Genomic DNA, 25732 nt, shown 5'->3' with positions numbered 1-25732 from the left:
GCTGTGCGGGCCGGGCACACTCAGAAGTCGACCGGAGCCGGCAGCGGCTCGACCGGATCGGAGGTCTCCTCGGCATCGACGACCGCGCCGATCCCGAGCTTCTCCTTGATCCGCTTCTCGACCTCCGCGGCGACGTCGGGGTTCTCCTTGAGGAACTTGCGGGCGTTCTCCTTGCCCTGCCCCATCTGGTCGCCCTCGTAGGTGTACCAGGCCCCGGACTTGCGGATGATCCCCTGCTCGACGCCCACGTCGATCAACGAGCCCTCCCGGCTGATGCCGACGCCGTAGAGCACGTCGAACTCGGCCTGCTTGAAGGGCGGGGCCACCTTGTTCTTCACGACCTTGACCCGGGTCCGGCTGCCGACCATGTCGGTGCCGTCCTTCAGGGTCTCGATCCGGCGGATGTCCATCCGCACCGAGGCGTAGAACTTCAGCGCCTTGCCACCGGTCGTGGTCTCCGGTGACCCGAACATCACGCCGATCTTCTCGCGCAGCTGGTTGATGAAGATCGCGGTGGTGCCCGAGGTGCTCAGCGCGCCGGTGATCTTCCGCAGCGCCTGGCTCATCAGCCGGGCCTGCAGACCGACGTGGCTGTCACCCATCTCGCCCTCGATCTCGGCACGCGGCACGAGCGCGGCCACCGAGTCGATGACGATGACGTCGAGCGCGCCGGAGCGGATCAGCATGTCCGCGATCTCGAGCGCCTGCTCACCGGTGTCCGGCTGGGAGACCAGCAGGTCGTCGGTGTTCACCCCGAGCGCCTTGGCGTACTCCGGGTCGAGTGCGTGCTCGGCGTCGACGAACGCGGCCACGCCACCGGCGGCCTGCGCGTTCGCCACCGCGTGCAGCGCGACGGTGGTCTTACCGCTCGACTCCGGGCCGTAGATCTCCACGACCCGGCCACGGGGGATGCCGCCGACCCCGAGCGCCACGTCGAGCGCGATGGAGCCGGTGGAGATGGCACTGATCGGGACGCGGGTCTGGTCGCCCAGCCGCATCACCGATCCCTTGCCGTGGTTCTTCTCGATCTGGGCGAGGGCGAGTTCGAGCGCCTTCTCGCGGTCCGGAGCGGACATCTCTTGACTCCTCGCTGGTCGGCGATCGGGGCCTGCTGCTGTCTTTCGGGGGGGCACACCGCAACGGTATGGGGTCCCCCCGACAGTTTCGGCGACCGGATCGACGCCTGTGGACAACTCGTCGGGTTGTGCAGCGCCGTGTCCCACCCGGGACACTAGACGAACACGCGTTCGATCCGACAGCACGACACGCCGACCGGGCGTCGCGGGGAGCCGAGCGGTCGCCCCCCCGCCCCGCTCTCCCCGACCGCCCCCCGGTCAGCAGCCGGGTCAGCGGCGGGCGGGCGGGACCTCGTAGGCCTCGCAGACCGCGCGCCAGATCCGGCGCAGGTCGGCCCCGGACTCGATCGCCTCCTCGACGGTCTGCCCGTCCAGCTCGGCGAACACGTGGTCGCGAGACAGCGACGACGCCCGCATCGGTCCGAACTCGCCCTCCATCAGCTCCCGGAAGTGGCTCAGTCGCACGCCGCGAGGGTAGACGCCCCATCGGGGTGCGCGGTCCGGGCCCACAACCGCCCCGCGGTCGGTAGGATGGGGCATATGTCCGGACTGCTGGCCGCCGCGCCCGTCGACGTCGCCGACGAGGTCCTCGCGACCACCGGGATCGGGTCCCCGCTGGCCTGGCAGATCGTCTCGCTGCTGGCGCTGCTCTCCGCGCTGGCCGTGCTGGTGCGCTGGTGGTACCACCAGCGCAAGCGCTGAGCGGTCCCGGCCGCGACCGCCGCAGCACCGCCGGCTCCGCCGCAGGGCCGCCGGTCAGCCGGCCGGGCTCGCCGCGGGCCGGGAGCCCGCCGGACGGGCGAGCGGCAGCACCACCGGCAGGAACAACGCCGTGACCACCACCGCGACGACCCCGAGCACCGCGTAGGACGTCACCGTCACCAGCACCCCGGCCACGATGCCGGCCGCGGCGCCGCCGAGGTTCATCGCCACGTCCACCGTCCCCTGCACCCGTGGGCGGTCGGCCACCGGCACCGACGCCGTCAGCAGCGCGGACCCGCCCACCAGCGCGGCCGACCAGCCCAGCCCGAGCAGGACCAGCGCACAGGTGAGCAGCACGGTCGCGGTCGGCGCGGCCAGCGCGCAGAGCACGCCGGCCACGAGGAGCAGCACCGCCGCCGACGCCAGCACCCGGCCCGCGCCCACCCGGTCGGCCAGCCAGCCGAACACCGGGCTCAGCGCGTACATCCCGGCGATGTGCAGGCTGATGACCAGACCGACGACGGTCAGCGCGGCACCTCCGTGGTCCATGTGCACCGGCGTCATCGACATCAGCCCGACCATCACCGCGTGACCCAGCACGATCCCGGCCGCGCCGATCAGGGCGGGGCGGGAGCCGCGCAGCGTCGCCCACGGCCGTGCCGTCCCCTGCTCCGCCACGGCACCCGGCCCCGGGGCGGCCGCCCGTTCGCGGGCTCGGAATAGGGGGTCCGGCCGCAGGCCCAGCCAGCTGACCAGTACCGCGGCGGCGAAGGCACCCGCGCACAGCAGGTACGGGCCGGTCGCCGGGTCGAGTCCGAGCCCGGTCGCGGCGGACTGCAGCGGGCCGAGCAGGTTCGGTCCGGCCACCGCGCCCACGGTCGTCGCCCAGACCACCAGCGCCAGGGCACGCCCGGCCCGGTCCGGCGTCGCCAGATCGGTCGCGGCGTACCGCGCGGCCAGCCCCACCGCCGTCCCGGATCCGACCAGCAGCAACGCCGCGAGCAGCGCGAACGCACTGCCCGCCTCGGTCGCCAGGACGGCACCGAGCGCCCCGGCGAGCGCGAGCAGGTAGCCACCGGCCAGCGCCGGACGGCGGCCGCGGCGTTCGGCCACCCGGGCCACCACCGCGGCCGCGCCGGCGGCCCCGAGCACGATGGCCGTCGACGCGGCACCACCCACCGCCGGCGAGCCGGAGAGGCGCGCCGCGACCAGCGAGCTCACCGCGATCGAGGTCGCCACCGCCGTACCGCCGAGCACCTGGCCGGCGGCGAGCACGGCCAGCAGGCGGGGCTGGGCGGGATCCTGGACGTGCTGGTGCTCGGTCACGCCCGGATGCTGCCCCGGCCGGGCCCGGGACACCAGCGCGTTAGGCTGCCGGACCGATCACGAGGGAGGAGCGTCGATGGCGCGCAGGAAGGCCGAGGGCGGCCGTGGTGACGGTGCCGCCGACATCGAGGACGCCTACCGGCTGGTGTCCGACGTCCTCGAGGGTGCGGTCCGCGAGACGCTCGCCGCACCGGGGCCGGACCCGGCCCGGTTCGCCGTCGCCCAGCTGACCGCCGTCGATCAGGACGTGCCCGAGGACGCCACCCCGCCCGGCTGGTCGCTGGCGTTCCTGGTGCTCGCCGACTGGTACGACGCCGCCCGCACCGCGCTGGTCGAGCACGACGACCCGGCCGAGCGGGCACTGGCCTGGATCGCCGCCCACGTCGGGAAGCGCTTCGCCGCCCGCGCCCGCTACACGGTCACACCGCTGGTCGACCCGGAGAACGCCCGGGAGACCTCGCACTACGTCGAGGCGCTCGGCGAGGACTTCCTGGCCACCATGGTCTGGACCGTCGCGGGACTGGTCGCCGAGTTCCCCGCCGACGACCCGGACGAGATCTGGCCGCGCACCGGCGCCGACCGGGCCCGGACCGGGAGCTGAGCGCCCGCCGACGCGAAACTGTCGGTGCCCCGCCGCATGATGGTCGGCGTGAGCGCACTCGACGGCTTCTCGCCCGCCACCCGCCAGTGGTTCGAGGGCGCCTTCGCCGCGCCGACGGCCGCCCAGGAGGGCGCGTGGACGGCCACGCAGAACGGGCGCAACGCCCTGGTCGTGGCCCCGACAGGTTCCGGGAAGACGCTCGCGGCGTTCCTGTGGGCACTCGACCGGCTCGCCGCGGACCCGCCGCCGGAGGAACCGACGCGGCGCTGCCGGGTCCTCTACGTCTCGCCGCTCAAGGCGCTGGCCGTCGACGTGCAGCGCAACCTGCGCTCGCCGCTGACCGGAATCCGGCAGGCCGCCCAGCGCCTCGGTGAGCCGGTCCCCGACATCACCGTCGGGATGCGGACCGGCGACACCCCGGCCGACGAGCGCAGGCAGTTCCAGCGGACCCCGCCGGACGTGCTGGTCACGACCCCGGAGTCGCTGTTCCTGCTGCTCACCTCGGCGGCGCGGGAGTCGCTGCGCGGGGTGTCGACGGTCATCGTGGACGAGGTGCACGCCGTCGCAGGCACCAAGCGTGGCGCGCACCTGGCGCTGTCACTGGAGCGCCTGGAGGAGATCACCGGGTCCGCACCGCAGCGGATCGGGCTGTCCGCGACCGTCCGGCCGGTCGACGAGGTGTCGACGTTCCTGTCCGGCACCCGGCCGGTGGAGGTCGTCCAGCCGAGCACACCGAAGACGCTGCAGGTCGAGGTCCAGGTCCCGGTGCCGGACCTCGCCGCGCTCGACGAGCGGCCCGCGCCCGGTGGCACCGACGAGGAGGTCGTCGGGTCGGCCGCGGGTACCGCGCAGAGGCCGTCGATCTGGCCCGCGGTCGAGGAACGGCTGCTCGGGCTGGTCCGCGAGCACCGCTCGACGATCGTGTTCGCCAACTCCCGCCGGCTCGCGGAGCGGCTGACCTCCCGGCTCAACGAGCTGGCTGCCGACCAGGCCACCGCCGAGCAGGCCGCTGCCGAGCACGAGGCGGCCGAACACAAGGTGGCCGCCGAGGACGGGGCCGCGCCCACCGGACCGGCCGCGTTCCCGGCCGAGGCCGTCGGCCAGTCCGGGGTCGGCGGTGGCGCACCGGCCGCGGTGGCGAAGGCCCACCACGGGTCGATGTCGCGCGACCAGCGCACCCTGGTCGAGGAGGAGCTGAAGTCCGGGGTCCTGCCCTGTGTGATCGCCACGTCCAGTCTGGAACTCGGGATCGACATGGGCGCGGTCGACCTCGTGGTGCAGGTGGAGGCACCACCGTCGGTCGCGTCCGGGCTGCAGCGGGTCGGCCGGGCCGGGCACCAGGTCGGGGCGGTGTCCGAGGGCGTGGTGTTCCCGAAGTTCCGCGGTGACCTGGTATCCTGTGCGGTCGTCGCGGAGCGGATGACGGCCGGGTCGATCGAGTCGACCCGCTACCCGCGCAACCCGCTCGACGTCCTCGCTCAGCAGATCGTGGCCATGGTCGCGATGGAGCCGTGGTCGCTGCCGGAACTGGCCGCCACGGTCCGCCGGGCGGCGCCGTTCGCGGCGCTGCCGGACTCGGCGCTGCACTCGGTGCTCGACATGCTCGCCGGGCGCTACCCGTCGGAGGAGTTCGGCGAGCTGCGCGCCCGGATCACCTGGGACCGGGTGACCGACGAGCTGCGCGGCCGGCCCGGCGCGCAGCGGCTCGCGGTGACCTCCGGCGGGACGATCCCGGACCGCGGCCTGTTCACCGTGATGACGCCGGGCGGTGCCGACGGGGCGGGCTCGCGGGTCGGTGAGCTCGACGAGGAGATGGTTTACGAGTCCCGGGTCGGTGACACGTTCCTGCTGGGGACGTCGTCGTGGCGGGTCGAGGACATCACCCACGACCGCGTGATCGTCACCCCGGCGCCCGGGGTCCCGGCCCGGATGCCCTTCTGGAAGGGCGAGTCGATCGGCCGGCCGCTCGAGCTGGGTCGCGCGGTCGGCGCGTTCGTCCGGGAGATGTCCGGACTCGCCGAGGAGGCCGCGCGCGAGCGCGCCGCGGCCGCCGGGCTCGACGAGTGGGCCTGCGACAACCTGCTGTCCTACCTGCGCGAGCAGCGCGAGTCGACGCGGCACGTGCCGAGCGACCGGACGATCCTGGTGGAACGTTTCCGTGACGAGCTCGGTGACTGGCGCCTGGTGGTGCACTCGCCGTTCGGCGCGCAGGTCAACGGGCCGTGGGCGCTGGCGATCGCGGCCCGGATGCGGGAGCGGCGCGGCGTGGAGGTCAGCGCGTCCGGGGCCGACGACGGGATCGTGCTCCGGCTGCCCGACGCCGTCGACGACGCGGGGGCCGAGGTGGTCCCGACCGCCGAGGACGTGCTGCTCGAGCCGGGCGAGATCGAGCAGATCGTCGTGGCGGAGCTGGGGAACTCGGCGCTCTACGCGTCCCGGTTCCGCGAGTGCGCGGCCCGGGCGCTGCTGCTCCCCCGCCGCGACCCGCGCCGGCGCAGCCCGCTGTGGCAGCAGCGCCAGCGCTCGGCCCAGCTGCTGTCGGTGGCCGGGAAGTTCGAGCAGTTCCCGATCACGCTCGAGGCGATGCGCGAGTGCGTGCAGGACGTCTACGACCTGCCCGGACTGCGCGAGCTCATGAGCGACGTCGGCGCACGCCGGGTGAAGGTCACCGAGATCGAGACGCCGCAGCCGTCGCCGTTCGCGCGCAGCCTGCTGTTCGGCTACGTCGGGATGTTCCTGTACGAGGCCGACGCCCCGCTGGCCGAGCGGCGGGCGGCGGCACTCTCGCTGGACTCGACGCTGCTCGCCGAGCTGCTCGGCTCGGAGGCGATCCGGGAACTGCTCGATCCCGAGGTGCTCGCCGAGATCGAGGCCCAGCTGCAACGCACCGACCCGGAACGGCGCGCGCGGGACACGGAGGGGGCCGCCGACCTGCTCCGGTTCGTCGGCGACCTGTCCGAGGACGAGGGCCGGGCCCGGGGTGTCGACCCGGCCTGGTTCGCCGAGCTGGAACGCACCCGGCGGGCGCTGCGGGTCCGGATCGCCGGTGCCGAGCGGTTCATCGCGATCGAGGACGCCGGCCGCATCCGCGACGCGCTCGGCGCGGCACTGCCCGTCGGCGTGCCGGAGGCGTTCACCGAGCCGGTACCGGACCCGCTCGGGGACCTGGTGCTGCGCTACGGGCGCACGCACGGCCCGTTCACGGCGGCCGAGTGCGCCACCCGCTTCGGGCTCGGCGTCGCCGTGGTCACCGGCGTGCTGGACCGGCTCACCGGGACCGGCCGGCTCGTCAAGGGCGAGCTGCGCCCGCAGGTGGCGGTGCCGGCCGGGGTGCGCAGCGAGACCGAGTACTGCGACGCCGAGGTGCTGCGCCGGCTGCGGCGGGCGTCGCTGGCGAAACTGCGCCACGAGGTCGAGCCGGTGGAGCAGCGCGCACTGGGCCGGTTCCTGCCCGCCTGGCAGGGGGTGCAGGTGCACGCCGGTTCCGACCGTCGCGGGCGGGTCCGGCGGGCGCCCGGCGCCGACGACGTGCTGGGTGTGGTGGAGCAGCTGGCCGGGGCACCGCTGCCCGCGAGCGCCGTCGAGTCGCTGATCCTGCCCGCGCGGCTGCCCGGTTACACCCCGGCGCTGCTCGACGAGCTGACCGCGGCCGGTGAGGTGACCTGGGTCGGCTGCGGTGCACTCGCCGGCCAGGACGGCTGGCTGGCGCTGGCCCCGGCCGATGTCGCCGACCTGCTGCTGCCCGCGCCCGACCTGGACACCGCGGGCACCCCGCTGCACGCCGCGGTGCTCGCCGCGCTCGGGCTCACCGACCAGGCGGCGCTGACCGACCCGGATCTCGCCGCCGGGCAGGCGGGCGGGGCGCTGTTCTTCCGGGAGCTCGCCACCCGGGCCGGCCAGCTGCTCAAGGAGCAGGACGAACCCGTCCCCGGCGACGACGACGTGGTCGCCGCGGTCTGGGACCTGGTGTGGGCCGGGGCGCTGAGCAATGACACCCTCGGCCCGCTGCGGGCCCGGTTGTCCGGGGGCGGGAGCCGGCGCGGCGGCGCCGGCCGCCAGGGCGGGGCGCACCGCACGGGCCGCCGGGCGCCGCGCGGCCGCTACGCCCAGCTCCGGGCCGGTCGGCCGGCGATGCCGAGCCGGACCGGGCCGCCGTCGGTGGGCGGGCGCTGGTCGGTCGCGGTGCCGCGGGAGCCGGACCCCACGCGCCGGGCACACGCGGCGGCCGAGGCCTTCCTCGAACGGCACGGCGTCCTGACCCGCGGGGCGCTCGGCACCGAGCGGGTGACCGGCGGGTTCGCGGGCGTCTACAAGGTGCTGCGCGCGATGGAGGAGTCCGGGCGGTGCCGGCGCGGCTACATCGTCGACGGTCTCGGGGCCGCGCAGTTCGCGGTGCCCGGTGCGATCGACCGGGTCCGGGCGCTGGCCGGTACCGACGGCCCGGTACGCGACGACCGGTACGGCGACCGGCCGTACGGCGCCGTGTCCGACCGCGATGTGCCCGGTCACGCCGCGCCCGATCACGCCCTGCCCGAGGACGCCGTGCCCGAGGACGCCGTGCCCGAGGACGCCGTGCCCGACGACCTGCGCCGGCCCGGCATGTTCCCCGGCTCCGGTGCGGGCCGGCACGACGAGTTCGACGGCGGGGGCGCGGGCCGCGGGCCGCGCAGCGCCGGGGACGCCTGGCGGTCGCTGACTCGGGTCGTGCTCGCCGCTGCCGATCCGGCCCAGCCGTACGGCGCGGCGCTGCCCTGGCCCGACACCGTCGGTGAGACCCGGCACCGGCCCGGGCGGAAGGCCGGCGCGCTCGTGACCGTGGTGGACGGTGCACCTGCGCTGTACGTCGAGCGGGGCGGCAAGTCGCTGCTCTCGTTCACCACCGATCGCGACGAGCTGCGGGCCGGGGCCGAGGCCTTGGCCGGTGCCGTGCACGAGGGCTGGCTGGGTTCGCTCGCCGTGGAACGTGCCGACGGGCAGGACTCGCTGGCCTCGGAGCTGTCCGCGGTGCTCACCGAGGCCGGGTTCCGGGTGACGCCGAAGGGCCTGCGGTTGCGGGCCTGACGCCGGCGGGTCCGGCGGGCGGTGCGCCCGGCCCGGCACGGCGACACGCCCGGCGGGCCGGCACGGCGCCAGGCCCGGCGGGGCGGCGGGGCCGGGAGGCGTTCGGTGAGGCGGGGCGTCGGGTCGAGTGCCCGTGGCCGCCGACGCCCGGCGCTCGCCGCACCCGGATGGCACGATCCGGGGCATGATCCGCCGCTCCCCCGACCGCACCCGTCGCGACCGCCGTACGGCCCACGCCCTGGCCGGCCTGCTCGGCACCGCCGCCGTCCTGCACGTGGTGCGGCCGGAACCGTTCGACTCGATCGTGCCGGAGTCCCTGCCGGGTGAGCCGCGGTTCTGGACGTACGCGTCCGGTGCCGCCGAGGGCGCGGTGGCCGCGGCGCTCGCCTGGCCGCGGACCCGGCGGGCCGGCGGCTGGGCCGCGACCGCCCTGTTCGCGGCGGTGTTCCCGGCGAACGTGTCGATGGCACTGCAGTGGCAGCGCAAGCCGCCGGTGTACCGCGCGATCGCCTGGGGGCGGCTCCCGCTGCAGGTCCCGCTGGTGCTGTGGGCGCTGCGGATCGCGCGCGTCCGCCCGGCGCGATCGGCGGACCGGGTGCCCGCGCGCGGGTAGCGTCACCGGCGTGCCCGAGGGAGACACCGTGTACCTGGCCGGCAAGCGGCTGCACACGGCGCTGGCCGGGCAGCGGCTCGTCCGCGGGGAGCTCCGGCACCCGAGGCTGGTGCAGCACGACCTGGCCGGGTCCACCGTCGGTGCCGTGGTCCCGGTCGGCAAGCACCTGTTCACCCGCTTCGACGACGGTCGCAGCCTGCACAGCCACTTCCGCATGGACGGCGCCTGGCACCTCTACCGTCCCGGGATGCGCTGGCGCCGGCCCGCGCACGAGGCACGCGCCGTGCTGGAGACCGCGGACCGGGTCGCGGTCGGGTTCGCCCTGCACGACCTGGAGCTGCTGCCGACCGCCGACGAGCACACCCTCGTGGGTCACCTCGGGCCCGACCTGCTCGACCCGGCCTGGGGCGAGGAGCACGCGGCCGAGGCGCTGCGCCGCATGTCCGCCCGCGCCGACCACCAGCTCGGGCTCGTGCTGCTGGAACAGCGGGTCATGGCCGGGCTGGGGAACCTCTACCGCAACGACATCTGTTTCCTGCTCGGACTGACGCCGTGGGTCCCGGTGCGCGAGGCCGGGGATCTGCCGAGGGTGATCGCCTTGTCGCACCGGCTGCTGTCGTCCAACAAGGACCGTCCGGAGCAGACCACGACCGGGTCGCTCGCGGCCGGGGAGGCGCACTGGGTGTTCGAGCGGGCGGGGCGGCCGTGCCGGCGCTGCGGGGCCCGGATCCGGACCGCGGACCAGGGCGAACCGCCCTACGCGCGGGTGACCTACTGGTGCCCGCGCTGCCAGCAGGGCCCCGCACCCCGCCCGGTCCGCCGCAACACCGGCCCGCGGCGCGGTGCGCCGGGCCGCCCGCCCGCCGGTCGTTGAGCACGGCCGCCCGGCCGAGCTGCTGGAGAACGCCGGATTCGACACGGCGCGCCCGAGGGGACGAGCTCGTCGACCACATCCCGGAGCTGTCGGCGGGGCCGGCCCGGGCCTGGCGCACCGACCGGCCGGACGTGGTGCACGGCGGCACCTCGGATCGGTCCGCTCCGGCCTGCCGGCTCGTCCACCGCCGGTCCCCCACTGCCCGCCGCAGCGTACGGCTCGCCCGGAAGCGCGACGCAGCGGCGCCACCGGCCCCCGACATACGACGACGCCGCCGGACCGGGGTCCGGCGGCGTCGTTCGGTGCCCGGGTCGGGTCAGGCGGTACCGGGCTGCTGCTGGTTCTGCTGCGCCGGGTTCTGCTGCTGGGCCGGGGCCGGCGACGCCCCCAGCTGCTGGGTGCTCTGCTCACCCTGTCGGACCTGCGGGGCCTCCTGCCCGCCGGCGATCGGGGCGCCCGACATCGAGGCCCGGATCTGGTCGAGCCGGGACGCACCGGCCATGTCGGTGGTCGACTGCTGGACCTCGAGCATCCGGCCCTGCACGGAGTTCTGGGCGAGCTCGGCCGAACCGAGCGCGTTCGCGTACCGCTTCTCGATCTTGTCGCGGACCTCGTCCAGGGACGGGGCGTTGCGGGGCGCGGACAGCTCGCTCATCTGCTGCAGCGAGCTCGCGGCCTGCTCCTGCATCTTGGCCTGCTCGAGCTGGCTGAGCAGCTTGGTCCGCTCGGCGATCTTCTGCTGCAGCACCATCGAGTTGCGCTCGACGGCCTGCTTGGCCTGCTCGGCGGCACCGATCGACTGGTCGTGCAGCGTCTTGAGGTCCTCGACGCCCTGCTCGGCCGTCACGAGCTGGGTCGCGAACGACTGGGCGGACTGCTCGTACTGCTGGGCCTTCTGCTCGTCGCCCTGGGCGCGGGCCTGGTCGGCGAGGACGAGTGCCTGCCGGGCCGAGGACTGCAGCTTCTCGATCTCCCCCAGCTGCCGGTTCAGCTTCATCTCCAGCTGCCGCTGGTTGCCGATCACCGCCGCCGCCTGCTGCGACAGCTGCTGGTGCTGGCGCTGGGCGTCCTCGATGGCCTGCTGGATCTGAACCTTGGGGTCCGCGTGCTCGTCGACCTTCGACGAGAACAGGGCCATCAGGTAGCTCCAGGCCTTGGTGAATCCGTTGGCCATCTTCTCCGCCTACCTCCGCCAGCGCTCGCTTACGACTGAACCCGCTCGTCGAACGGGCGCACCGGGCACAACCGACTCCGCGATCCCCCCGCGGTCGGCGCTCGCGCTCCGGCCCTCTCCATCCTGACACCGCTGCCAGTACGAGCGCACCCTACCGTGACGATCCGGAGCGGTCCCCGGCGACGGCCGGGTGCCGGTCAGGCCGCGGACGCGACCGGACCGGAGGTGGCCGGGGCGGCCACCGGAGTGCCGGGACGACCGGCGAGGCGCAGCTCGGTGTGCCGCTGGCCGATCGGGACCAGGACGTCCTCACGGGCGGGCAGCGCGGCCTCGCTCGCCGCCGTCATCTCGACCGCCACCGAGGTCAGCAGGTCCGGGACCGTGATGCCGAGGGCCTCGCAGATCGAGGCGAGCAGCTCGCTGGAGGGTTCCTTGCGACCGCGCTCGACCTCCGAGAGGTACCCGAGGCTGATCCGCGCCGCCCGGGAGATGTCGCGCAGCGTGCGCCGGCGCGACGTACGCGCCTCCCGCAGCCGGCTGCCGATCGCTTCCCGCAGCAGCATGTGCCCTCCTCGACTCGTCCACCGGGTCACCGGCGCCGGGGCGCGGGGACCGGTGTGAATCACCGTACCGACTCGCGGGCCTGCCCTGCGCGGTCGAACACCCGTGAGCCTGTCCGCCCACGGCGAACATTCCAACGCGCGGACGCGCCGATCCCATCCCGCCGGCCGACGGTCAGGTGCTCGCCCGCACGGCCTTGACGACGTAGTCGGCACCGGTCACCACGGTCAGCACCAGCGCGATCACCATCGCGGTCCACTGCACGGCCAGGACGGCGACCGCGGCCCCGGGGAACAGCAGCACCAGCGGCAGCAGGAACAGCCCGATCGCGACCGTCTGCGCGACCGTCTTGGCCTTGCCGCCCCGGCTGGCCGGGATCACTCCCCGGCGGATGACGACGAACCGCAGCACCGTGATGCCGATCTCGCGGCCGAGGATCACGATCGTCACCCACCACGGGACGACGGCCAGGATCGACAGCCCGATCAGCGCGGCACCGGTCAGCGCCTTGTCCGCGATCGGGTCGGCGAGCGCGCCGAACCAGGTGACGAGACCGCGGCTGCGGGCCAGCTGGCCGTCGAGCCGGTCGGTCAGGGCGGCGACCGCGAACACGGCGAAGGCGGCCAGGCGCCAGGTCGTGTCGGTGCCGCCCTCGGTGAACAGGGCCGCGACGAACACCGGTACGAGGACCAGCCGCAGGCAGGTCAGCGCGTTCGCGATGTTCAGCAGCGGCGCCTGCCCGCCGACCGGGACGGTCTCCCCGGCCGGCTGCGACGAGCTCATCCGCTCCCCGCCAGGGCCGCCGCGGCGCCGGCCCGGGACACGATCTCCAGCGCCTCGACGACCAGGTCGACGCCCTCGGTGTCGACGACCCGGCACCGCACGAGGTCGCCCGGACGCAGGTCGGACGGCTCGGGCCCGCCGTCGGCGGCCGCGACGACGGTGGACTCGCCGTCGGCGTCCGGCCCCTGGTGGGCCGCCCGGCCCACGACGTCCTCGCCGGAGAAGTCCCCGTCACCGGAGTCGTCCGCGGCGCGCTCGACGAGCACCACCACGTCGGTGCCGACCCGCTCCTCGGCCCGCTGCTCCATCAGCTCGTCGACGAGCGCGGAGATCCGCTCGACCCGGGCCCGGACCTCGGCCGGGTCGACCTTGCCGTCGTAGCCCTCGGCCTCGGTGCCGTCCTCGTCGGAGTAGCCGAACACCCCGACCGCGTCGAGCCGGGCACCGATCAGGAACTGCTCCAGCTCGACCAGGTCCTCCTCGGTCTCACCGGGGAAGCCGACGATCACGTTGGAGCGGATCCCGGCCTCGGGTGCGTGCTCGCGGATCCGCGAGCACAGGTCGAGGAAGTCGGTGCGCGAGCCGAAGCGGCGCATCCGGCGCAGCACCGCCGCGCTGGCGTGCTGGAACGACAGGTCGAAGTACGGGGCGACACCAGGCGTGCCGGCGATCGCGGTCAGCAGGTCCGGCCGCAGCTCCGCGGGCTGCAGGTAGGACACCCGGATCCGCTCGATGCCCTCGATCGCCGCGAGGCCGGGCAGCAGGTCGACCAGGGAACGGGTGCCACCGGGCAGGTCCTTGCCGTACGACGTCGAGTTCTCGCTGACCAGCACCAGCTCCCGCACGCCGTCGGAGGCCAGCCAGGCGGCCTCGCCGAGGACGTCGGCCGGCGGGCGGGACACGAAGCTGCCGCGGAACGACGGGATCGCGCAGAACGCGCAGCGCCGGTCGCAGCCCGAGGCCAGCTTCAGCGACGCGACCGGCCCGCCGGACAGGCGCGTGCGCGCGACCCGCGCGATGTCGGGCACCCAGTCGTGCCCCGGCACCGAGACGTCCGCGGTCGCCGCGGGCCGCTCCACCGGCGAGATCGGCAGCAGCATGCGCCGGTCGGTGGGCACGTGCGGGGCGGGCGCGTGGCCGCCGATCACGTCCCCGAGCCGCTCGGCGAGTTCGGGGTAGGCGTCGAACCCGAGTACGGCGTCGGCCTCGGGCAGGTCGCGCGCCAGCTCCGCGCCGTACCGCTCGGCCAGGCAGCCGACGGCGACGACCTTCGCCCCGGCCGGGCGGGCCACGTCGGACGCGGCCAGCACGGTGTCGATCGAGTCCTTCTTGGCCTGCTCGACGAACCCGCAGGTGTTGACGACGATGACGTCGGCCGAGCCGTCCTCGGCGTCCACCAGCTCCCAGCCGGACCCGGCCAGCCGGCCGGCGAGCTCCTCGGAGTCGACCTCGTTGCGTGCGCAGCCCAGGGTCAGCAGGGCGGCGCGCCGGGGCGCGTTCTCGGGGGAAGCCACGACCTCCAGGATAGACGGCGGGCGGGACGGCCCCGGGCGCGGCGTCGGGACGGGGCGGGGCGACCCTCTAGGCTGAGCGGTCGTGGCCGATCCACTCCCCGCCGTGCACGTCCGCCGCGCCCGCACCCCGGACGTCCGCATGATCCGTGAGCTGGTCGACGAGTACGCCGGGCGGGTGCTGCTGGCCAAGGAGACGGTGACGCTCTACGAGGCCGTGCCGGAGTTCCTGGTCGCCGAGATCGACGGGACCGTCGTGGGCTGCGGCGCGCTGCACGTGCTGTGGGAGGACCTCGGCGAGATCCGGACGGTCGCGGTGTCGCCGTCCGTGCTGGGCCGCGGGGTGGGGCACCGGATCGTCGCCGCGCTGATCGAGGGGGCGCGCGAGCTCGGCCTCAAGCGGCTGTTCGTGCTGACCTTCGAGAAGCAGTTCTTCGCCCGGCACGGCTTCGCCGAGATCGACGGGACGCCGGTGTCGGCCGAGGTGTTCGCCGCGATGCTGCGCTCCTACGACGCGGGCGTCGCCGAGTTCCTGGACCTCGCGCACGTCAAGCCGAACACACTGGGCAACGTGCGGATGCTGCTGACACTGTAGGTCGCGGCACGGCGTGCGGAGCGAGCATCGGGGCGGGTCGGCGTGACGGAACCGGTCGGGGCGTGGCGGTGGCGGTCGTCGGCCGCGCTGCGCCCGCTCGTTCCCGAGATCTGGGCGTGGCGCAGCGCCGCCGGGCCCCCGGGGACCCACCAGGGCGTCGCCAGCGCGCACCTCACCGTGATCCTCTGCATCGACGGCCGAGTGGAGCTGCTGCGCAAACCCGGCGCGACGGGCGGGGGCGGCCCGTACGCGGCGTCGGCGGCCGGGCTGCACGCCAGCCCCGCGGTGATCGCGACCGGGCCGGAGCAGGCGGGGCTGCAGCTGGCGCTGACCTGGCGGGGCGCCCGGGTGCTGCTGGGCCTGCCCGCGGCCGAGCTGGCGTTCGACGTCGTCGACCTCGCCACCCTGCTCCCGGGGGTGGAGCCACTGCTGGACCGGCTGCACGCGGCCGGGTCGTGGGCCGAGCGGTGCGCGCTGCTCGACGCCGAGCTGTGCCGGATCGCGGCGTCGGCGCCGTCCGGAGTTCGCGGCCCCGCCGAGGTCGGCCGCGCCTGGGATCTGCTGATCCGCTCCGGTGGGACGCTGCGGGTCGCCGACCTGGCCGCGGACGTCGGCTGGTCACCCCGGCACCTCGGCGAGCGCATCCGGCGCGAGACCGGCCTCGGGACGAAGACCGCGGCCCGGGTGATCCGGTTCGAGCGGGCCTGCACCCTGCTGCGCTCCCCCGCCGCCCCCGCACTGGCCGAGGTGGCTGTGACCTGTGGTTACGCCGACCAGCAGCACCTGGCCCGGGACTTCCGGGAGCTCGCCGGGACCACGGCCGGGGGTTGGCTGACCGAACGTCCGCCCCCGCCCGGCTCGCCGTGACCGGGCACCATCGCTCAGCCCGCGATCGCCCGGACGGCGGCGACCACCGCCCACACCAGGGCCGCCACCACGGCCACGAGCAGCGCCACCACGAGCAGCACCGGGGCGAAGGCCAGCACGACGCCGGCCAGGATCCGGGCCGCGGTCCCCAGCGCGGCCCATCCGCCGCGCAGCGCGCCCCACAGCGGGCTGCGGCCCTGCAGCAGCGCCGATCCGGCCCCGAGTGCCGCGGAGGGACCGACGCCGGCGTCCGCCGCGACCCGTTCCAGCCCGGCGGCCAGCTCGTCGACCTTCTCCAGGGCGATCCCCGCGCACCGGTCGATCAGCGCGGCGAGCAGTCGCTCGCCGGCCTCGCGCACCCGGGTGCCCAGCTCGGCGACCGTGGGGTCGGCCCCCGCCGCGGCGGTCGGCGCGCTCATCGGTGCACCGCGCCCGGACCGCCGGCTCCCCGGCCGCAGGCGCCCCGCCCGGGCGCCTGCCGACCCGCCGCACCGCCACGGGTGTTCCGCGGCGGCCCCGGCGGGTAGGCGGTGCCCGGCCCCCTCGGAAGGAGGCGTTCGACCATGGTGCGGATCGAGGACCGGTCGCTGCTGGACCTGCTGCTCCTCGGCGCGGTGGCGACCGCTCCCGGGGACGGGGCCGCGGTGCTGCGCGCGGTGCACGAGCGCTCGGACCGGGCGGTCGAGCTGTCCCGGCGGGTCGGGTACCGGGCGCTGCACCGGCTCGAACGCAACCGGCTGGTGCACCGCCCCGACGGCAGCGGGTACCGCCTCACCGCAGCGGGGACCCGGTCGTTGCGGATCCGGCGCCGGGAGTACGACGAGCAGGTCCGCGCCGTCCGGGCCGTCACCAGCGGTCCCGGGGCAGCAGCGGACCGAGCGGGCCGAGTTCGAGGTTCAGGTCCCCGAGCGTGAGCCCGAACTGCTCGGTGAGCTCGTCCATCGCCTCTTCGAGGTGCATCAGCGAGGTCCCGAGGTCCTCGACCTGCTCGTCGTCGAGGTCGCCCTGGTCGACCCGGCGCAGCACCTGCCGTTCCATCAGCTGACGCAGCAGCTCGACGATGGTGAGCACGAGCTTCATCAGGTCCCGGCGGACGGCGTCCTTGTCGATGTCGACGCGTCCCGCGTTGTTGTCGATGTCGACGCGTCCCGCGTTGTCGGCGGCACCGTCGCGACCCGCGTTGTCGTGCAGGCCGACGCGGCTCGCCTCCGACCCGCTCACGACGGCTCCTCCTCCGCCGGGCCGACCGGGGTGATCGACGTGATCAACGCCCGCAACGAGATGCGGATCAGGTCGACCCCGGCCAGCGACACCGTCAGGTCACCGGCGAGCACGACGCCGCCGGCCAGCAGCCGGTCGAGCAGGTCGACCAGCGCGATCTCGCGGTTCGCGAGCCCGGACACCGGCTCAGCGCTCTCGACGGGCGCGACGGTCCCCGTCATCGGCCCTCCTCCGCCGGCTGCGCCGGCACCGCGACGAACGAGTACGGCACCCACGGCCCGGTGATCTCGACCGTCAGCCCGCCGTCGCCGCCATCGTCGACGGCGGCGCGCCAGCGGTCCTCGTCCCCGGCCGGGACGAGGTAGGCACCGTTGAGCACCATCCGGTCGGAGCGACCGGTCAGGGCCGGGGCGTGCAGCCGGTGCCGTCGGGTGTCGGCGGCATGCGTCGCGGCGGCCTCGTGCAACCGCTCCGCGGCGTCGTGCGCGACGCTGTCGGCGTCGGTGGCACGATCACGGGCCGCGCGCCGGCGGCGCAGGTAGTCCGCACCGGACGCCGCACGACCGGCCGGTTCGGGTTCCCGGGTGGCCTGCGGGGCCACGTAGGCCTTCACCCCCCACTCCGTGTGACCGCGGAACCGCCGCACGATCCCGGCCAGCTCGGTGCCGCGCTCGTCGAGCATCGCGCGCACCCGGTCGTCGTCGAGGTAGACGGTGGCCAGCGCCATCGGGGCCGGCGTGGTCCACCTGCCGAGCTCGTCGACGACGTCGTGGTGGGCGCGGGCGGTCGTGGCCAGCCAGGCGAGGTCCTCCAGCCGTTCCTGCAGGGCGTCCTGGGTGAAGTCGGTGGACGGCACGGTGCTCACCGCCGCCCACATGCCGTGTGCCTCGATCACCCGCAGCGGCCGGTCGGCGACGCCGGTGAGACCACCCGGCAGCTCGGGTGGGTCGCCCTCGCCGGCGGCGTAGACGTACGTCGGGTCGTCGGCCATGGTCACCGCCTCCGTTTCGGACGCGCGGACCGCTGCCGGCGCGGTCGCTCGTCGGTGTCCTCGTCGTCCCCGGACCGGCCGGTCTCCTCCGCCTCCGGATCGGTCCCGTCCTCGGACTCGGGGGCGTCCTCGGTCTCGGCCTGCTCACCGGGCTCGGCCTGCTCACCGGGCTCGGCCTGCTCATCGGGTTCGACCTGCTCACCGAGCCCGTCCTCGGACTCGGGCTGCTGCTCCTCGAACTCGTCCTCCGGCTCGAACCCGTCCTCCGGCTCGGGCTCGGAGCGGTCGTCGGGACGGCGCTCGGCCCGGGCGGCGGGCTCGCGCTCGCGCTCGGGACGGGTGCGGCTCACGTCGTCCCTGCCCTCGGGCAGTTCGGCGGTGTCGGGCCCCTGGCCGTCGCCGGACGCGGCGGCCTCCAACCGCTCGATCCGTTCCCGGAGCCGGGCGTTCTCGTCCTCCAGGTCACCGCGCCCGGCCGAGAGCGTCGGGTCACGCTCCCACCAGTCGATGCCCATCTCCTTGGCCCGGTCCACGGACGCCACCACCAGGCGGATCTTGATGGTGAGCAGCTCGACGTCGAGCAGGTTCACCTGGATGTCCCCGGCGATGACGATGCCCTTGTCCAGGACCCGCTCCAGGATGTCGGCCAGATCGGTGCCGGACTGCTGCGACTGCGGGCGGGCCGTGCGTTGGGGGCTCGTGGAACCGGTCCAGCGGACGGTGTCGGCCATGATCCTCCGTCGTCATGTCGTGCGGGTGGTGCGGACGCGCACCCTTCTGTCCTCCCGCGGCTCGGTCTTCCCGCGGCTCAGTCGTCCCCGCGGCCCCGGGGGTAGCGACGGACCCGGCGGTAGGACATCAGTTCGGTGTCGGCGTCCAGCTCTGCCTCGTAGATGGCGAGGACGTCGGAGGAATCCGGGATCCGGTGGGTCTCGACGACCTCGACGCCGACCAGCCAGCCGTCGTCCTGGCGGGTCACGGACGTGATGCCCTCCGGGGACTTCCCCGTCATCTCGACGACCTGCTCCACCGCGGCGCGGGCAGCGGTCCGGGCGCCGATCCGGCGGGGCGGGGGGTCGGATTCCTCCGCGTCCGCGTCTCCTCGGTCTCGGCCCCGGTCGCGGCGAGTGCCGGAACGCCCGGTTCTGCCCTTCCGCTCGTCGTCCCGGACGGCGTCGTCCGTGTCGGTGTCGTCGTCCATGCCGGCGCCCGCGTCCGGGTCGGGGTCGTCGTCCAGCTCGGGGTCGTCGTCGGGTTCGGGGTCGTCGTCGGGTTCGGTGTCGTCGTCGAGTTCGGTGTCGTCGTCGAGTTCGGTGTCGTCGTCCATGTCGGTGTCGTCGTCCGACCCGGGATCGTCGTCCGGAGCGGACTCGTCTCCGTCCTCGTCGTCGATCTCGCCGAGGTCGTCCTCGGCATCGCCCTCGGGCTGCTCACCGCCCGTGTCGTCGGCGTCGTCGACCTCCATGCCGGCGGCATCCTCGAGATCGACATCCTCGGCACCACGGTCATCGACGTCCATGTCCTCAGCGTCGGCGTCCTCAGCGTCCGTGTCCTCGGCGTCTGCGTCCTCGGCACCGAGGTCCTCAGCGTCCGCCTCGTCAGCATCCGCGTCGTCGGCGTCGGCATCCACGCCATCGGCGTCCGCGTCCTCGGCATCCCGGTCCCCGGAAGCCGCTTCGCCGGCGTCGGGGTTGGCGGTGTCCTCGGTGTCGGTGTCCCCGGTGTCGGTGTCCTCGGTGTCGTCGGGGGCCTCGCCCATCAGGTCGTCCGGCTCGTCATCCCGTGCGGGTCCCTTCCCCGCGCGCGTCCGGCGCGGTCGCGCGGTCTCCCGCTCGGTCCGCTCCGGACGCGTCCGGCGGGGCCGGTCGGTGTCCCGATCGGTGCGCGTCCGGCGCGACCCGCTCGTGGTGCGCCGCGCCGGCGCCTCCGTCGAACGGCGGCGCCGCGGACGCTCGGCACCCCCGTCGCGAATCTCCTTGTCACGGGCCTCCTTGTCACCGGTACCCTTGTCACGTGCCCCCGTGCCACGGGCCCCCTTGTCGCGGGCACCCGTGTTGCGGGACACGCCGTCACGGGACCCGTCGTCGGCCTGACGGCGCGGACGGCGCCCCTCACCACGTTCGCCGGGCTCCGCGCTGTCAGCGCGCCGGCGCCGGGGCCGCTCGGTGTCCGGCCGGTCCCTCGACTCGCCGGCCCGGCGCCGGACGGGCTTCTCGTCACGCTCGCGGTCAGCCACCGGTACCGCCCTCCGGGCCACCGCTCATGAGCCTGTCCAGCAGGACCTCCTGGCGCTCGTCCCGCTCCTCCTCTGAGATCTCGCCCCGTTCGTGGGCACGTTCGAGCTCCTCGACCTGCCTGCGGATCGCGGCGGGGTCGTACAGCTGCGCGTGGGCCTGGTCGCGCAGCTGCTCGCCGACCCAGACGACGCCACGCAGCGGCGCGAGCGGCAGGCCGAGCAGACCTGTGAACAGACCCACCGTCAGCCCTCCTCCCCGTCCGGGGCCTCGGGCAGGAAGTCGTACGGGGCGACCGGTCCGAGCAGCTGCAGCGTGACCCGGTCGGCCCACTCGTCGCCGAGGGCGTCGACCGCCTGCTCGAAGTCCGACCGGTGGTCCCGGTGCACCAGCGCCGCGACGTGGACGGCCCCGTCCTCGTCGGCGATCTCCTTGACCGCCAACGCCACCGCGAACGGCTCCAGCGCCGAGACCGCGTGCTCGGCGTCGGCCTGCCGGATCCGCTCGACCTGCTCGGAGATCCCCTCCCCGAGCCGGATGCGTTCGTAGTAGGTGGCATCCGGGTCCTTGCCCCGCAGGGAGTCGCCCAGCTCGGCCAGCTGCGGATCCGACTCGAGGACGCCCCGGACCAGCTCGTCCTGGTCGTAGCGCCCGTGCAGGACGAACTGGTGGCTCCCCTCCAGCTGTTCCAGCGCCCACACGAAGTAGTCGTGGTTCCCGGAGAGCAGTTCGTCGACGACCGCGCGGTCGTCGGAGACCACACCCCCGAACCGGATGGGGAGCACGGTCAGCTCCCGGGCCAGGGTGTTGACCACGGTCTCGTGGGCGATGAGGTCGGCCCGCTTGCCCAGCGGACGATCGCGCGCGACGTCGCTCACCACCGCGCCCAGCTTCCCGTGGTCGATCACGGCGACCTCGGTGCCGCCGCCGACCGCTTCGAGCCCCTCCGGCAGGTCGGTCCCGGCACCGACGACGGCGTAGACGTAGGTGGCGGAGTCCTCCCCGCTCACCGCTTGCGCTCCCGGCTGCCGCTGCGCTCGCCACGCATCTCGTCGACCTTCTCCTTGCCGGCGTCGAGCATGCCGCGGGCCGCGCCCTTCGTCTTGCCCTCGGCCGCGTTCTCGGTCATGCCCCCGACCATCTGCCCCAGGTCCTTGCCGCCCTTCTGGTGCAGGTCCAGGCGGTTGGTGGCCTCGGCGAACCGCAGATAGGTGTCGACGCTGGCGATCACGATCCGGGCATCGATGGTGATCAGCTCGATGCCGACCAGCGACACCTTCACGAACACGTCGATGACCAGTCCCTTGTCCAGGATCAGGTCGATGACCTGTGCGAGGTCACCCTGCGGGGCCCGCTCGACTCGGGACGGGCCCTGTCGTTGGCTCACAGTCATCGTCGGTCTCCTTCACGCTCGTGGGTCACCGGCGGTGGTGCGGTGCGGTCAGCCACGGACACCTGCCCCCGTCCGGCGGCGACGGCCGCTCGTGCGGCGTCCGCCTGCGTCGTCGTCCTCGTCGGCCTCGTCGGGGTCCTCGGCCGCTTCCTCGTAGTCGGTGTCGTCATCCCCGGTGTCGTCATCCCCGGTGTCGTCGGCCGGGTCCGCCTCGACGGCGTCGGCCTCGTAGTCCTCATCGGCGTCGGCCTCGTCGGCCGGCTCGTCCTCGTACTCGTCCGGCTCGTCATCGACCGGCTCGTCGTCGTAGTCGTCGTCGGCTGCGTAGCCCTCGTCGTCGGCGACCGCGTCGGGATCCTCGAGCTCGTGGTCCTCGGGGCCGTCGTCCTCGCCGTCTCCGGCGTAGTCGTCGTCCTCGGACTCGTCGTCCTCGGGGTCGTAGTCCTCGTCGTAGTCCTCGGGGTCGTACTCCTCGTCGTCGTAGTCCTGGGAGTCGTCGTAGTCCTCGGAGTCGTAGTCCTCGGCCTGCCGGCGTTCCTCCTCCAGCGCCTCCTCATGGGTCTTCACGACCTCGCTGTCGCGGATCTCGCCGCGCCAGCCCTCCAGCTCGTCCTGCTCCAGCAGGGTCTGGACCATCACGTGCCGCCGGTAGTGCTTGAACTCGAGGCGGGCCCGCCTGCCGACCGCGCGCCAGAGGTTTCCGGTCTTCTCGAAGAAGCCGACCGGGTAGTACTCCAGGACCAGAAGGACCTTGGTCAGGTTCGGGGCGAGTTCGTGGAAGGACACGATCCCGTTCACGTATCCCTTTGCACCCTGGGATCGCCAGATGATGTGCGTGTCCGGGATCTGTTCGAGGATCGTCGCGTTCCAGGTGCGTTTGGACCAGAACACCTGCGCGTGCCAATTCGTCTTCTCGTCGGACTCCTGATCGACCGTGTGGACCTTCTTCATGAAGGTCGGGAAGTCCGCGAACTGGGTCCACTGGTCATAGGCCACGCGCACCGGAACACCCACGTCGAGTTCCTCGACGATGTTCATGAACTTGAACTTGCCGCGGCCGCCGCCACCCGAGCCACCACCGCCCGAGCCGTCGCCGGACTCCTCGCCGGAATCACCGCCCAGACCGACCGCGCCGAGGACCTTGTCCTTGGCCGCGGACAGCCCGCCCTTGAGGGCACCCGTCACCGGGCTCCCGCCCTCCGCGGCCTCGGAGCCGCCGCGCAGCGCGGCCTGCAGCCCGACCCCGCCGTTCTCGGCGACGTCGGTGAGCCGGTCGCTCAGACCCTCCACCTGGTTCAGTGCCGCCTCGACCGCGCGCTGGGTCGCCGCGGTGAGCAGTTGCTGCGCGGCGTCCTTGAGCCGGTCGGTCGGGAGCTGGTCGAGCAGCCCGTTGCCCTGTTCGGTCTCCGCCATCGCTTCACGCCTCCGAACGTCCGCTGCCGCCACGTCGTGCCGTCCGGCCACCGGACGAGGACGACGAGGACCCGCGGCTCGACGAGGTGGAGCTCGAGGACTTCCGTGACGACCCGGAGCTCGAGCTCTTCGCACCACTCGAGCCCTTACCGGAGCCGGCGGACCGCCCCGAACCCGAGGAACTCGCCGTGCGCTTCGTGCCCGACGACCGTGTCCTTGACGACGAAGTTCCCGACGCCGAGGTGCCCGATGATGTGCCGGAACGTCGCCCGGACCCGGACGACCGCGTTCCCTTCGCGTCGGACCCGCTCGCACCTGCGGACTCGCTGCTCCGTGAACTCGCGGTCCGGCGCCGGACGGGTGCGTCCCCGCCGTCGCCGTCCGTTCCGGAGGAGCTGTCCGTGCCGGAAGAGCTGTCCGGGTCGGAGGAGCTGTCCGAGGAGCCGTCCGCATCGGATGACTTGCGGGACCGGGCGGTCGCCCCCGATGCCGCACGACCGGCGGCCCGGGTCGTGGAACCGGCCGCCTTCCCGGCCCGCCGGGTCGCGGTGCCCGCCGCAGCGCCGGCCGGACCACCCGCGGACTCCACCGCGTCCCCGGCCGCGTCGGTCGTCGACTCGGCGGCCTCTCCGGCGCCCTCGACGGCGGCACCGGCGGTCTCCCCGGCCTTCTCGACCCCGGCTCCGGCGGCGTCCCCGGCCGCGCCGGACACCTGCTCGACCGGCTTGCCGAAGTTCTCCACCCGCTCCACCAGCGAGTCGGTGAGCGACTCCAGCCGGTTACCGGCCGCCGCCACGGCGGCCTGCTTGCCGGCGTCGAACAACCGGCCCCGGACCGCATCGGACAACCGGGTCAGTTCGGGGGAGCTCGAGACCAGTTTGGACCCCTGGGAGAGCAGTTCGCCGGGGGTCAGCCGCAGCTTCCGTCCCGCGAGCGCGCCCCCGAGCATGATCGCCAATTTGGCCTTCTTCGTCCGTCCCAGGACATAGCCGCCCACGACGGCCATTCCGATCTTGGAGGCGTTACTCATCGTCCTCGGTTCCTCCCGACACGAGCGCGGTGCTCCGGACGAATGCCCGCGTTCTTCCGACGCCCGGGACTGTGACACATCGGATCCGATGCCGCCGGGCACGGCAATTGCCGATCAACATTCGCCACCACCATGGATCCGGAATTACCCGGAACGCGGCGCGGCAACCGCAGTTGGGCTTTCCGGGTGTAGGACTCGGGGTGAAACCCGACATTCGTTTGCACCTGTTGTTCGTGAATGGAGTAACGGGTGCTCCGACCGGTCCTGTCCGGGACGGGACGCCCGTCGAACGCCGCTCCGGCACCCGCGTGATATGCCCTGCGCGTGTTCCGCCTCGCCCTGCACACCCCGGAGATCCCGCCCAACACCGGCAACGTGATCCGGCTGGCCGCGAACACCGGCGCCGAACTCCACCTGGTCCGGCCACTGGGCTTCTCCCTCGACGACGCCGCCGTGCGCCGGGCCGGGCTGGACTACCGGGACCTGGCCGACGTCGTCGTCCACACCGGAACCGAGGCGTTCGCCGAGTGGGTCACCGACCGTGGCGCGCGGGTGTTCGCGTTCACCACGGACGCGCGGACCCGCTACACCGACGTCGCCTACGTCCCCGGCGACATGCTGCTGTTCGGCCGCGAGTCGACCGGACTACCGCCGCAGGTGGGGCGGGCGAGCTGGGTCACCGACCGGGTCGCCCTGCCGATGCGGCCGTCGAACCGCTCGCTCAACCTCGCCAACGCCGCCGCCGTCGCCGTCTACGAGGCGTGGCGCCAGCACGGGTTCAGCGGGACCTGACGATCCCGTCGAGCAGGGTCGCCAGCCCGGTGTCGAAGATCCGCTGCAGGTCGTAGGGGTAGTTCGCGATCCGGCCCAGTGCGGGACCGCCGTAGCGGCGCAGGGCGGTGTGCACGGCCGGGTCGTGGTCGACCCAGGTGTCGGCGTCGACGCCGGTGTCCGCCTCGGCGTCGCGCTCGGCGGCGAGGTCGAGGGCGGTGCTGCGGACGAAGCCGGTCAGCACCACGTGCAGGTCGAACCGTTCCACCGGATCCGGGACGACCTCCTCCAGCGCGGCCAGCTCGTACTCGGCCAGCCGCAGCAGCGCGGGCACCGCCTGCGGCCGGGACAGCGACAGCACGCGGGACAGCCACGGATGACGCCGGTGCACCCGCCACTGGGTGCGGGCCGCCGCCTCCAGCCGGGTCCGCCACGACCCGCGGGCGGGCGGCAGCACGATCTCGCCGAACACCGCATCGATCATGAGCAGCACCAGCTCGTCGCGGCTGCGCACGAGCCGGTACAGCGACATCGTCGGCACGCCGACCGCGGCCGCCAGGCGGCGCATCGACAGCGCGGACAGCCCCTCCTCGTCGGCGATCCGCACCGCCGTCGCCACCACCCGGGACCGTTCCGGCACGGACGTCGCCGCCGGGGCGGGGGCGCGGTCGGCGACGACCGACCCGACCCGCGCGACCGTGCGGACCCACCCGTCCTCGCGGAGCCGGGCCAGTGCCCGCGCCGCGGTCGACATCGCGACCCCGTGCTCGGCGACCAGCTCGCGGGTGGAGGGGACCCGGTCACCCGGCCGGAACTCACCGCCGGCGATCCGGGACCGCAGCTCCGCCGCGATCCGGTCCGACGGGCCGTCCGCCATGTCGTCCTCCTGTACCACCTGTTCCGGTACAGCAGTGGGATCGCTGCAGGCCCCCGGG

General features: G+C 74.3%; 28 protein-coding genes. 10 read left to right on the top strand and 18 right to left on the bottom strand.

The window, feature by feature from the left end; all coding sequences use genetic code 11:
- Positions 1-20: 20 nt before the first annotated feature.
- A complete protein-coding gene (gene recA / locus BM093_RS04045) occupies positions 21-1076 on the bottom strand; it encodes a recombinase RecA (protein ID WP_093337274.1) in 1056 nt (351 codons plus the stop codon).
- 270 nt (positions 1077-1346) lie between these two features.
- Positions 1347-1541: a DUF3046 domain-containing protein gene (locus BM093_RS04040; protein WP_093337271.1), complete on the bottom strand. Its 195-nt coding sequence runs from the start codon at positions 1539-1541 to the stop codon at positions 1347-1349.
- Between the two features lie 75 nt (positions 1542-1616).
- On the opposite strand from BM093_RS04040, the gene BM093_RS35740 reads away from it, so the two are divergent.
- Positions 1617-1778: a hypothetical protein gene (locus BM093_RS35740; RefSeq protein WP_177238246.1), complete on the top strand. Its 162-nt coding sequence runs from the start codon at positions 1617-1619 to the stop codon at positions 1776-1778.
- Positions 1779-1832: 54 nt separating this feature from the next.
- Here BM093_RS35740 and BM093_RS04035 read toward each other — a convergent pair whose 3' ends face one another.
- Positions 1833-3104 carry an MFS transporter gene (locus tag BM093_RS04035; protein WP_093337269.1) on the bottom strand — a complete coding sequence of 424 codons (1272 nt, stop codon included), beginning with the start codon at positions 3102-3104 and terminating at the stop codon, positions 1833-1835.
- Positions 3105-3180: 76 nt separating this feature from the next.
- On the opposite strand from BM093_RS04035, the gene BM093_RS04030 reads away from it, so the two are divergent.
- The 4 genes from BM093_RS04030 (at position 3181) to BM093_RS04015 (ending at position 10253) form a co-directional block, all read left to right on the top strand.
- The gene (locus BM093_RS04030) at positions 3181-3705 is read left to right on the top strand and encodes a hypothetical protein (protein ID WP_093337267.1); all 525 of its coding nucleotides are present in this window, start codon (positions 3181-3183) and stop codon (positions 3703-3705) included.
- A gap of 36 nt (positions 3706-3741) precedes the next feature.
- A complete protein-coding gene (locus tag BM093_RS04025; RefSeq protein WP_093337264.1) occupies positions 3742-8766 on the top strand; it encodes an ATP-dependent helicase in 5025 nt (1674 codons plus the stop codon).
- Between the two features lie 184 nt (positions 8767-8950).
- The gene (locus BM093_RS04020) at positions 8951-9379 is read left to right on the top strand and encodes a DoxX family protein (protein ID WP_093337545.1); all 429 of its coding nucleotides are present in this window, start codon (positions 8951-8953) and stop codon (positions 9377-9379) included.
- Between the two features lie 10 nt (positions 9380-9389).
- The gene (locus tag BM093_RS04015; RefSeq protein WP_093337262.1) at positions 9390-10253 is read left to right on the top strand and encodes a DNA-formamidopyrimidine glycosylase family protein; all 864 of its coding nucleotides are present in this window, start codon (positions 9390-9392) and stop codon (positions 10251-10253) included.
- A gap of 316 nt (positions 10254-10569) precedes the next feature.
- Here the strand turns inward: BM093_RS04015 and BM093_RS04010 are convergent, their stop codons facing one another.
- The 4 genes from BM093_RS04010 to rimO form a co-directional block, all read right to left on the bottom strand.
- The gene (locus BM093_RS04010) at positions 10570-11427 is read right to left on the bottom strand and encodes a PspA/IM30 family protein (RefSeq protein ID WP_093337260.1); all 858 of its coding nucleotides are present in this window, start codon (positions 11425-11427) and stop codon (positions 10570-10572) included.
- Between the two features lie 197 nt (positions 11428-11624).
- A complete protein-coding gene (locus BM093_RS04005; protein WP_093337258.1) occupies positions 11625-11990 on the bottom strand; it encodes a helix-turn-helix domain-containing protein in 366 nt (121 codons plus the stop codon).
- A gap of 172 nt (positions 11991-12162) precedes the next feature.
- The gene (pgsA, locus tag BM093_RS04000; protein ID WP_093337256.1) at positions 12163-12771 is read right to left on the bottom strand and encodes a CDP-diacylglycerol--glycerol-3-phosphate 3-phosphatidyltransferase; all 609 of its coding nucleotides are present in this window, start codon (positions 12769-12771) and stop codon (positions 12163-12165) included.
- Positions 12768-14285 (bottom strand): 30S ribosomal protein S12 methylthiotransferase RimO, encoded by a 1518-nt coding sequence (gene rimO, locus BM093_RS03995; protein WP_245773284.1) that lies wholly within the window; start codon positions 14283-14285, stop codon positions 12768-12770. The genes pgsA and rimO overlap by 4 nt, the downstream gene beginning before the upstream one ends.
- A gap of 82 nt (positions 14286-14367) precedes the next feature.
- Between rimO and BM093_RS03990 the strand changes: the two genes are divergently transcribed.
- The gene (locus BM093_RS03990) at positions 14368-14877 is read left to right on the top strand and encodes an amino-acid N-acetyltransferase (protein WP_218162645.1); all 510 of its coding nucleotides are present in this window, start codon (positions 14368-14370) and stop codon (positions 14875-14877) included.
- A gap of 42 nt (positions 14878-14919) precedes the next feature.
- Positions 14920-15744, top strand: coding sequence for a helix-turn-helix domain-containing protein (locus tag BM093_RS03985; RefSeq protein ID WP_093337252.1), 825 nt, complete (start codon positions 14920-14922; stop codon positions 15742-15744).
- 14 nt (positions 15745-15758) lie between these two features.
- Here BM093_RS03985 and BM093_RS03980 read toward each other — a convergent pair whose 3' ends face one another.
- Positions 15759-16163 (bottom strand): hypothetical protein, encoded by a 405-nt coding sequence (locus BM093_RS03980; protein ID WP_093337249.1) that lies wholly within the window; start codon positions 16161-16163, stop codon positions 15759-15761.
- A gap of 144 nt (positions 16164-16307) precedes the next feature.
- Between BM093_RS03980 and BM093_RS03975 the strand changes: the two genes are divergently transcribed.
- Positions 16308-16658 carry a helix-turn-helix domain-containing protein gene (locus tag BM093_RS03975; RefSeq protein ID WP_093337246.1) on the top strand — a complete coding sequence of 117 codons (351 nt, stop codon included), beginning with the start codon at positions 16308-16310 and terminating at the stop codon, positions 16656-16658.
- On the opposite strand, the gene BM093_RS03970 is transcribed toward BM093_RS03975, so the two are convergent.
- The 9 genes from BM093_RS03970 to BM093_RS03930 all read right to left on the bottom strand — a co-directional run bounded on the left by BM093_RS03970 (position 16591) and on the right by BM093_RS03930 (position 22996).
- Positions 16591-16824 (bottom strand): gas vesicle protein K, encoded by a 234-nt coding sequence (locus BM093_RS03970; RefSeq protein ID WP_218162653.1) that lies wholly within the window; start codon positions 16822-16824, stop codon positions 16591-16593. The two genes, BM093_RS03975 and BM093_RS03970, sit on opposite strands and share 68 nt — an antisense overlap.
- 137 nt (positions 16825-16961) lie before the next feature.
- A complete protein-coding gene (locus BM093_RS03965) occupies positions 16962-17186 on the bottom strand; it encodes a gas vesicle protein (RefSeq protein WP_093337244.1) in 225 nt (74 codons plus the stop codon).
- Positions 17183-17956, bottom strand: coding sequence for a GvpL/GvpF family gas vesicle protein (locus BM093_RS03960; protein WP_093337241.1), 774 nt, complete (start codon positions 17954-17956; stop codon positions 17183-17185). Before BM093_RS03960 ends, BM093_RS03965 begins: the two co-directional genes overlap by 4 nt.
- A gap of 2 nt (positions 17957-17958) precedes the next feature.
- Positions 17959-18687 carry a gas vesicle protein gene (locus BM093_RS38300; RefSeq protein WP_425439098.1) on the bottom strand — a complete coding sequence of 243 codons (729 nt, stop codon included), beginning with the start codon at positions 18685-18687 and terminating at the stop codon, positions 17959-17961.
- Positions 18688-18764: 77 nt separating this feature from the next.
- Entirely contained in the window at positions 18765-19715 is a 951-nt protein-coding gene (gene gvpO, locus BM093_RS36970; RefSeq protein WP_245773283.1) for a gas vesicle protein GvpO, read from the bottom strand.
- Positions 19716-20184: 469 nt separating this feature from the next.
- Entirely contained in the window at positions 20185-20433 is a 249-nt protein-coding gene (locus BM093_RS03945) for a gas vesicle protein GvpG (protein ID WP_093337239.1), read from the bottom strand.
- 2 nt (positions 20434-20435) lie between these two features.
- Positions 20436-21200 (bottom strand): GvpL/GvpF family gas vesicle protein, encoded by a 765-nt coding sequence (locus BM093_RS03940; RefSeq protein ID WP_093337236.1) that lies wholly within the window; start codon positions 21198-21200, stop codon positions 20436-20438.
- Positions 21197-21583 carry a gas vesicle protein GvpJ gene (gene gvpJ / locus BM093_RS03935; RefSeq protein ID WP_093337233.1) on the bottom strand — a complete coding sequence of 129 codons (387 nt, stop codon included), beginning with the start codon at positions 21581-21583 and terminating at the stop codon, positions 21197-21199. The genes BM093_RS03940 and gvpJ overlap by 4 nt, the downstream gene beginning before the upstream one ends.
- A 48-nt stretch (positions 21584-21631) precedes the next feature.
- Positions 21632-22996 (bottom strand): SRPBCC family protein, encoded by a 1365-nt coding sequence (locus BM093_RS03930; protein ID WP_093337230.1) that lies wholly within the window; start codon positions 22994-22996, stop codon positions 21632-21634.
- A gap of 86 nt (positions 22997-23082) precedes the next feature.
- Between BM093_RS03930 and BM093_RS03925 the strand changes: the two genes are divergently transcribed.
- Complete coding sequence (locus tag BM093_RS03925; RefSeq protein WP_093337228.1) at positions 23083-23985, top strand: hypothetical protein; 903 nt, start codon at positions 23083-23085, stop codon at positions 23983-23985.
- Positions 23986-24350: 365 nt separating this feature from the next.
- Positions 24351-24818 (top strand): tRNA (cytidine(34)-2'-O)-methyltransferase, encoded by a 468-nt coding sequence (locus BM093_RS03920; protein ID WP_093337225.1) that lies wholly within the window; start codon positions 24351-24353, stop codon positions 24816-24818.
- On the opposite strand, the gene BM093_RS03915 is transcribed toward BM093_RS03920, so the two are convergent.
- Positions 24805-25674, bottom strand: coding sequence for a GntR family transcriptional regulator (locus BM093_RS03915; protein WP_093337223.1), 870 nt, complete (start codon positions 25672-25674; stop codon positions 24805-24807). The genes BM093_RS03920 and BM093_RS03915 overlap by 14 nt on opposite strands.
- Positions 25675-25732 lie beyond the last annotated feature (58 nt).

This window comes from Pseudonocardia ammonioxydans, assembly GCF_900115005.1.
GTDB lineage: Bacteria > Actinomycetota > Actinomycetes > Mycobacteriales > Pseudonocardiaceae > Pseudonocardia > Pseudonocardia ammonioxydans.
Note: the sequence above shows the minus strand (reverse complement) of the source record. Positions and strands in the feature narration are given on the sequence as shown.

What these genes read in the sequence shown, in the direction of transcription:
- recA (WP_093337274.1), bottom strand. Translation starts at nt 1,076, where the DNA reads ATGTCCGCTCCGGACCGCGAGAAGGCGCTCGAACTCGCCCTCGCCCAG.
- BM093_RS35740 (WP_177238246.1), top strand. Translation starts at nt 1,617, where the DNA reads ATGTCCGGACTGCTGGCCGCCGCGCCCGTCGACGTCGCCGACGAGGTC.
- BM093_RS04030 (WP_093337267.1), top strand. Translation starts at nt 3,181, where the DNA reads ATGGCGCGCAGGAAGGCCGAGGGCGGCCGTGGTGACGGTGCCGCCGAC.
- BM093_RS04025 (WP_093337264.1), top strand. Translation starts at nt 3,742, where the DNA reads ATGATGGTCGGCGTGAGCGCACTCGACGGCTTCTCGCCCGCCACCCGC.
- BM093_RS04020 (WP_093337545.1), top strand. Translation starts at nt 8,951, where the DNA reads ATGATCCGCCGCTCCCCCGACCGCACCCGTCGCGACCGCCGTACGGCC.
- BM093_RS04010 (WP_093337260.1), bottom strand. Translation starts at nt 11,427, where the DNA reads ATGGCCAACGGATTCACCAAGGCCTGGAGCTACCTGATGGCCCTGTTC.
- BM093_RS04005 (WP_093337258.1), bottom strand. Translation starts at nt 11,990, where the DNA reads ATGCTGCTGCGGGAAGCGATCGGCAGCCGGCTGCGGGAGGCGCGTACG.
- pgsA (WP_093337256.1), bottom strand. Translation starts at nt 12,771, where the DNA reads ATGAGCTCGTCGCAGCCGGCCGGGGAGACCGTCCCGGTCGGCGGGCAG.
- BM093_RS03980 (WP_093337249.1), bottom strand. Translation starts at nt 16,163, where the DNA reads ATGAGCGCGCCGACCGCCGCGGCGGGGGCCGACCCCACGGTCGCCGAG.
- BM093_RS03975 (WP_093337246.1), top strand. Translation starts at nt 16,308, where the DNA reads ATGGTGCGGATCGAGGACCGGTCGCTGCTGGACCTGCTGCTCCTCGGC.
- BM093_RS03970 (WP_218162653.1), bottom strand. Translation starts at nt 16,824, where the DNA reads ATGAAGCTCGTGCTCACCATCGTCGAGCTGCTGCGTCAGCTGATGGAA.
- BM093_RS03965 (WP_093337244.1), bottom strand. Translation starts at nt 17,186, where the DNA reads ATGACGGGGACCGTCGCGCCCGTCGAGAGCGCTGAGCCGGTGTCCGGG.
- BM093_RS03960 (WP_093337241.1), bottom strand. Translation starts at nt 17,956, where the DNA reads ATGGCCGACGACCCGACGTACGTCTACGCCGCCGGCGAGGGCGACCCA.
- BM093_RS38300 (WP_425439098.1), bottom strand. Translation starts at nt 18,687, where the DNA reads ATGGCCGACACCGTCCGCTGGACCGGTTCCACGAGCCCCCAACGCACG.
- gvpO (WP_245773283.1), bottom strand. Translation starts at nt 19,715, where the DNA reads ATGGGCGAGGCCCCCGACGACACCGAGGACACCGACACCGGGGACACC.
- gvpJ (WP_093337233.1), bottom strand. Translation starts at nt 21,583, where the DNA reads ATGACTGTGAGCCAACGACAGGGCCCGTCCCGAGTCGAGCGGGCCCCG.
- BM093_RS03930 (WP_093337230.1), bottom strand. Translation starts at nt 22,996, where the DNA reads ATGGCGGAGACCGAACAGGGCAACGGGCTGCTCGACCAGCTCCCGACC.
- BM093_RS03915 (WP_093337223.1), bottom strand. Translation starts at nt 25,674, where the DNA reads ATGGCGGACGGCCCGTCGGACCGGATCGCGGCGGAGCTGCGGTCCCGG.